Here is a 5,399-nt window from a genome sequence, read left to right on the forward strand (position 1 = left end):
CCGCCGCACGTGCTCGCATCGGCCGCCGCGCACGCCGCCGCCGCGCGGCGCCGCAAGCGCATGGGCGACCTGCACCTGGCCGTGCTTGCGATCCTCCTGCTGGGCCCGCTCGTCGTCTATCCGCTGGTGCGGCTCGTGCTGCTGAGCGTGTCGGGCGACCACGGGCTGAGTTTTGCCGCGTACCGCACGTTCTTCGGCAACCCCGACACCAGCGGCGTGCTGCTGACCACACTGGGCGTGCTGTTCGCGAGCGCCGGCACCGCGTCGGTGCTCGGTGTGCTGCTGGCCGCGCTGCTGTTCTTCAAGCCGTTTCCGGGCGCGTCGCTCGTCACGCGCTTCCTGGAACTGTACGTCGCGTTCCCGTCGTTCCTCGTCGCGTTCACGCTGATCTTCCTGTACGGCTCGCAAGGCTCGATCAGCATCGCGCTGCAGCACCTGTTCCATCTCGAGAATCCGCCGCTCGATTTCCTGTTCGGCATTGGCGGCGTGATCCTCGCGCAGACCGTGTTCTATACGCCGTTCGTCGTGCGGCCGACGCTCGCGTCGTTCGCGACGCTCGACCTGCGGTTGATCGAAGCCGCGCGCAGCCTCGGCGCGTCCGGGTGGATGCTCGCCCGCCGCGTCGTGCTGCCGATCGCGTGGCCGGGCATCGCCGCTGGTACCGTGCTGTGCTTCCTGCTGACGCTCAACGAATTCGGGATTCTGCTGGTGCTCGGCAGCGCGCGGCTCGTGACGCTGCCGGTTGCGATCTACAGCAGCGCGACCGTCGACCTCGACCTGCCGACCGCGTCGGCCGGTGCGGTCGTGATGCTCGCGCTGTCGCTGGCGCTGTATGCGGTTTATCGCCGGGTGAACCGGCGTGCGACGGGAGGGAACGATGTCCGCTGAATTTCGTATCGGGCAAGCCGTGCCGCGCCACCAGATCGGCTGGGGCGACACGGTGCTCAAGCATGCGTCGCGCGCGGCGCTCGCGCTGGCCGCGTTCGCGTGCTTCTGGCTGTTCGTGTTGCCCGTCATCGTCGTCGCGCTGTCGAGCGTGTCGACGCAGTGGTCGGGCACGATTCTGCCGGCTGGCTACAGCCTGCGCTGGTTCGAGCGGCTCGGGTCGCCGGAATACGACGCGCTGCTGACGAGCCTGGAAATCGGCTTCGGCGTATCGGCAGTCGGCACGATCCTCGGGCTGTGGCTCGCGCTGGCGCTCGAAGGGCGCGACCGACGTGGCCTCGGCGCGGTGGTCGACGCGCTCGTGATGGTGCCGAACGGTGTGCCGAGCGTCGTGCTCGGGCTCGCGGTGCTGATCGCGTACCACCAGAAGCCGGTCGACCTGTCGAGCTCGGCGGCGATCGTCGTGCTCGTGCAGCTCGCGTTGATCCTGCCGTTCTGCTATCGCTGCGCGGCTGCCGCCCTGCGTCCGGAACTGACCGTGCTGCGCGAAGCGGCGGCGAGCCTCGGTGCGCCGCCCGCGATGGTGCTGCGCCGCGTGCTGCTGCCGCAGCTCGTGCCGGCGCTGCGCGCGAGCCTTGCACTCGGCTTTGCGCTGTCGCTCGGCGAACTCGGCGCGACGCTGACGGTTTATCCGCCCGGCTTTGCAACCGTGCCGATCGTCGTGATCGGCCAGGTGGAGCGCGGGTACTACCTTCCGGCATCGGCGCTGTCGCTGCTGATGCTCGGCGCGTCGCTCGCGGCGCTGCTGTTGATCGCTGCGCGCGTGCCGCGCGGCAAGCGGGTGGCATCATGAACGCCGCGTTCGCATTGCGCCAACCCGGTGAAGCGTCGGCAGCCGGCGCATCGACGGGTCTCGCGGGGCGCTCCGTCGACGTCAACGGCCGTCACTACCGGCTACCGGTCGAACCGACCGTCGTCGTCTGCGTCGACGGCTGCGAGTACGACTATCTCGAACGGGCTGTGGAAGCGGGCGTCGCACCGTTCATCGGCCGGATGATTTCGGAAGGTACGGCCTGGCGCGCCGATTGTGTCGTGCCGACCTTCACCAACCCGAACAACCTGTCGATCGTCTGCGGCGTGCCGCCGTCGGTCCACGGCATCTGCGGCAACTATTTCTGGGATCCGGCCGCCGACGGCGGGCGCGGCGCCGAAGTCATGATGAACGACCCGGCCTACCTGCGGGCCGGCACGCTGCTCGCCGCGGCGTCCGACGCCGGCGCGCGGGTCGCCGTCGTGACGGCGAAGGACAAGCTGCGCCGGTTGCTCGGCTGGCAGATGAACGGCATCTGCTTCTCGGCCGAGAAGGCCGCGCAGGCGAATCTCGCGGAAAACGGGATCGTCGACGTGCTCGACTGGGTCGGCCTGCCGTCGCCGGACGTCTACAGCGCGGCGTTGTCCGAATTCGTGTTCGCGGCCGGCGTGCGGCTTGCGCAGACGCGCCAGGTCGATCTGATGTACCTGTCGACTACCGATTACGTGCAGCACAAGTGCGAGCCGGGCAGTGCCGGTGCGAATGCGTTCTACGCGATGATGGACGGCTACCTTGCGCAGCTCGACGCGCTCGGCTGGGCGATCGGGCTGACGGCCGACCACGGGATGAACGCGAAGCACGATCCCGCGACGGGCCGGCCGAACGTCATCTATCTGCAGGACGCATTCGACGGCTGGTACGGCGCGCAGGCTGCGCGCGTGATCCTGCCGATCACGGATCCGTACGTCGTGCATCACGGTGCGCTCGGCTCGTTTGCGACCATCTATCTGGCGCCGGGCGTCGACCGGGCCGAGGCGATGTGGCGCGTCGGCGGCCTCGACGGCGTCGAGCTCGTGCTCGACAACGCGGAAGCGGCCGCACGGTTCGAACTGCCGGCCGACCGGATCGGCGATCTCGTCGTGATCGGCCGCCGCGACATGACGCTCGGTACGCGCGAACGCGAACACGATCTGTCGGGCCTCACGGTGCCGCTGCGTTCGCATGGCGGCGTGTCGGAGCAGGAAGTACCGCTGCTGTTCAATCGCCGTATCGAGCCGATCGATCCCGCGCGTCGCCCGCGCAACTTCGACGTGTTCGATTTCGTGCTGAACCGGGTCGCGACATGATGGCTCATCCCCGACACGATCATCCGGCGTTTCGCGCAGAGGCGCTGCGCTGGTGCGGCACGCGCGCGACGCGCGAGCGCACGCTCGACGTCATGGACCCCTACACGGGCACGCGCGTCGGGACGGCGCCGCTGGCGAGCGTCGACGACGTGCGCGCGGCATTCGACTACGCGATGGCGTACCGGCCGGCGCTTACGCGATACGAGCGCTCGCAGATCCTCGAGCGTGCGGCCGCGCTGTTGCGCGAGCGCACCGAGGAAGCGTCCGACCTGATCACGCTCGAATCGGGGCTGTCGAAACAGGACTCCCGCTACGAGATCGGCCGCGTGGCCGACGTGCTGAAGTTTGCGGCGATCGAGGCGCTGCGCGACGACGCGCAGAGCTTCTCGTGCGACCTGACGCCCCACGGCAAGGCGCGCCGCGTGTTCTCGCAGCGGCAGCCGCTCGACGGCGTGATCGTCGCGATCACGCCGTTCAATCATCCGATGAACCAGGTGGCGCACAAGATCGCGCCGGCGATCGCGACCAACAACCGTGTGATCGTGAAGCCGTCGGAGAAGGTGCCGCTGTCGGCGTTCTACCTGGCCGACCTGCTGTATGAGGCCGGGCTGCCGGAGCCGATGCTGCAGGTGCTGACCGGCGATCCGCGCGAGATCGCGGACGAGCTCGTCACGCACCCGCATGCGTCGCTGATCACCTTTACGGGCGGCGTCGCGATCGGCAAGGCGATTGCCGCGCGGGCCGGTTACCGTCGCATCGTGCTGGAACTGGGCGGCAACGATCCGCTGATCGTCCTCGACGATGCCGATCTCGACCGCGCGACATCGCTGGCCGTGCTCGGCTCGTACCGGAATTCGGGCCAGCGCTGCACGGCCGTCAAGCGGATGCTGGTGCAGCGCTCGATCGCGCCCGCGTTCACCGAGTTGCTCGTCGAGAAGACGCGTGCATGGAAGTACGGCGATCCGTTCGATCCCGCGAACGAAATGGGCACGGTGATCGACGAGGAAGCGGCGCGGCTGTTCGAGGCGCGAGTGGCGGAGGCGGTCGCGCAGGGGGCGCGCCTGCTGACCGGCAACGTGCGGCGCGGCGCGCTGTATGCGCCGACCGTGCTCGACAACGTCGATCCGTCGATGACGATCGTGCGCGAGGAGACCTTCGGCCCGGTATCGCCGGTGATCACGTTCGACACGATCGACGACGCGATCCGGATCAGCAACGGGACGGCGTTCGGGTTGTCGTCGGGCGTGTGTACGGACAGCACGGCGGCGGTCGTGCGGTTCGTGAACGAGCTGAACGTCGGCACGGTGAATGTATGGGAAGTGCCCGGCTACCGGATCGAGCTGTCGCCGTTCGGCGGGATCAAGGATTCGGGGCTCGGTTACAAGGAAGGCGTTCAGGAGGCGATGAAGAGCTTCACGAACCTGAAGACGTTTTCGCTGCCTTGGGAGTGAATGAATGGCATTGACGGTGGAAGAGATCCACGGGCTGTATCGCGAGCATGGCCATGTGGCCTATAGCGGCGAGCCGGTCACGCAGCTCGAGCATGCATTGCAGAGCGGCTTGCTGGCGGAGGAGGCGGGGGCTGACGAAGCGCTGGTCGCGGCCGCGTTCCTGCATGACCTCGGGCATCTGCTGAATCGCCAGGGCGAGACGCCGAGCGCGCGCGGGATCGACGATCTGCATCAGTATTACGTGCTGCCGTTCCTGCGGCCGCTGTTTTCCGACGCGGTGCTGGAGCCGATCCGGCTGCACGTCGACGCGAAGCGCTGCCTGTGTCGCACGGACGCAGGCTACTTCGAAAGCCTGTCGCCGGACTCGGTGCGCAGCCTCGCGTTGCAGGGCGGCATCTTCAGTGAAGAGGAGACGGCGGCGTTCCTGCAGCGCCCGTTCGCGGAGGACGCGCTGCGTCTGCGCCGCTGGGACGATACGGCGAAGGAAGAGGGCAAGGTGACGCCGAACCTCGATCACTATATGGAGATCGTCGCGCGCCAGGTGCGCGCGGCCTGACGGTTCGGCTGCCTCTATATAAGGCCCCGCACGCGGTAGCGTGCGGGGCCTTATATTTTTTTGAGAAACCCCTTGCGCAGATCGAAGAGGCTGCCTACAATCACGCCTCTTTCGCGCTAACGGAAACGCGGCGCGGAAGAGGGAAGCAGGGTTGGCGGTGTGCTGGAGTCTGTAGCGCGCCACTGGCCTGGAAGTTGAACCCCGCAGTCGCAACGATGTAGTGAAAAAAGTTGTTGACGAAATGCGAAACACGGTTCATAATCTCGCTTCTCTGCTGCTGAAAACGCAGCGCTGCTGAGAAACACGAAGTTCCTCGCAGAATGCTCTTTAAAAATTAACAGCCGATAAGT

At 67.3% G+C, this 5,399-nt stretch carries 5 protein-coding genes; all 5 read left to right on the top strand.

The genetic code is table 11. The features are described 5' to 3' along the window. On the top strand, nucleotides 1-888 hold an 888-nt coding region (locus tag G3N93_RS33710; protein WP_241026808.1), incomplete at its 5' end, for a 2-aminoethylphosphonate ABC transporter permease subunit. Beyond that, nucleotides 878-1,738 carry a 2-aminoethylphosphonate ABC transport system, membrane component PhnV gene (phnV, locus tag G3N93_RS33715; protein WP_069252527.1) on the top strand — a complete coding sequence of 287 codons (861 nt, stop codon included), beginning with the start codon at nucleotides 878-880 and terminating at the stop codon, nucleotides 1,736-1,738. The genes G3N93_RS33710 and phnV, both read left to right, overlap by 11 nt. Continuing rightward, nucleotides 1,735-3,042, top strand: a complete 1,308-nt coding sequence (gene phnA / locus G3N93_RS33720) for a phosphonoacetate hydrolase (RefSeq protein ID WP_206134911.1) — start codon at nucleotides 1,735-1,737, stop codon at nucleotides 3,040-3,042. The genes phnV and phnA overlap by 4 nt, the downstream gene beginning before the upstream one ends. Beyond that, complete coding sequence (phnY, locus tag G3N93_RS33725) at nucleotides 3,039-4,493, top strand: phosphonoacetaldehyde dehydrogenase (RefSeq protein WP_206123860.1); 1,455 nt, start codon at nucleotides 3,039-3,041, stop codon at nucleotides 4,491-4,493. Before phnA ends, phnY begins: the two co-directional genes overlap by 4 nt. A gap of 4 nt (nucleotides 4,494-4,497) precedes the next feature. Then, nucleotides 4,498-5,049 carry a phosphonate degradation HD-domain oxygenase gene (locus tag G3N93_RS33730; protein WP_206123859.1) on the top strand — a complete coding sequence of 184 codons (552 nt, stop codon included), beginning with the start codon at nucleotides 4,498-4,500 and terminating at the stop codon, nucleotides 5,047-5,049. The last annotated feature ends 350 nt before the right edge of the window (nucleotides 5,050-5,399 follow it).

The organism is Burkholderia sp. Se-20378 (genome assembly GCF_017104665.1).
Lineage (GTDB): Bacteria > Pseudomonadota > Gammaproteobacteria > Burkholderiales > Burkholderiaceae > Burkholderia > Burkholderia lata.

Excerpts from the sequence above, each read along its gene's own strand:
- phnV (WP_069252527.1), top strand. The coding sequence starts at position 878 with ATGTCCGCTGAATTTCGTATCGGGCAAGCCGTGCCGCGCCACCAGATC.
- phnA (WP_206134911.1), top strand. The coding sequence starts at position 1,735 with ATGAACGCCGCGTTCGCATTGCGCCAACCCGGTGAAGCGTCGGCAGCC.
- phnY (WP_206123860.1), top strand. The coding sequence starts at position 3,039 with ATGATGGCTCATCCCCGACACGATCATCCGGCGTTTCGCGCAGAGGCG.
- G3N93_RS33730 (WP_206123859.1), top strand. The coding sequence starts at position 4,498 with ATGGCATTGACGGTGGAAGAGATCCACGGGCTGTATCGCGAGCATGGC.